This is a genomic window from Buttiauxella sp. S19-1, from assembly GCF_022134725.1.
Classification (GTDB): domain Bacteria; phylum Pseudomonadota; class Gammaproteobacteria; order Enterobacterales; family Enterobacteriaceae; genus Buttiauxella; species Buttiauxella ferragutiae.
Map to the genome: position 1 here is coordinate 1 of NZ_JAHWLU010000268.1, position 738 is coordinate 738.

The 738-nt window shown below is 62.6% G+C and carries 1 protein-coding gene; it reads right to left on the reverse strand.

All coding sequences use genetic code 11. The annotated features are described in order from the left end of the window. Positions 1 to 738, reverse strand: a 738-nt coding sequence (gene tssI / locus MES37_RS24500; RefSeq protein ID WP_237932839.1) for a type VI secretion system tip protein TssI/VgrG, incomplete at both ends; no start/stop codon positions are given.

Here is a 738-nt window from a genome sequence, read left to right on the forward strand (position 1 = left end):
GGTGACCGAACCCGGCACCGGCCCACGCCTGCGACACCCGTATCCAGCACGAGCTGTCTTCTGTTTCGCCGTGATAACGGTCCCAGCGGAATTTCACCCGCACCCGCCCGTGTTCGTCGCAGAAAATCTCCTCCCCCGGCGGGCCGGTGACCACCGCACTCTGCGGGCCGTCGACCTTCGGTTTCTGCGGGCGATTCGGGCGCCAGGTGCGGTCTCCCGGTATGGCCACAAACCGGTTGGTGAGGGTGGTGCCCTCACCGCGACTGCCGTGCAGCGCCTGTGGCTGTTCCCCGGTCATCGCACTGCTGATGACCTGCCATTGCCGGTTGTGGCTTTTTATCGGGTGGCCGGCAAGGGGGAAACGCACGCCAGGCGACAGCGCCGGAGAATTGCTGGTGCCGGTGGCGGTTTCGGCCTGGTTACGCCAGGCGTCCAGTTTATAGCGGGTGAAATCTTCGCCGTGCTGTTCATCCTTAAAACGCCCCGGATAATCCAGAACTTCATACTGCGAGCGCTGGCCATTCAGGTCCCGGGCTTTCTGGCGATAGCCCCCCGGCCAGTCCGGCATCTTAAAGGTGTAATCCAGGCTGGTGACCGATGACGGAGCGATACCCGCTTCGTGACGAAACACACTGATGTGCTCCGTGGTGGTTCCAGTCGATACATTCGGATTAAAGGGAAAGGCATCCTGCCGCCTGCGCAGGCCGGTCACATCATCAGTCAGCATCAGCCGCTGCC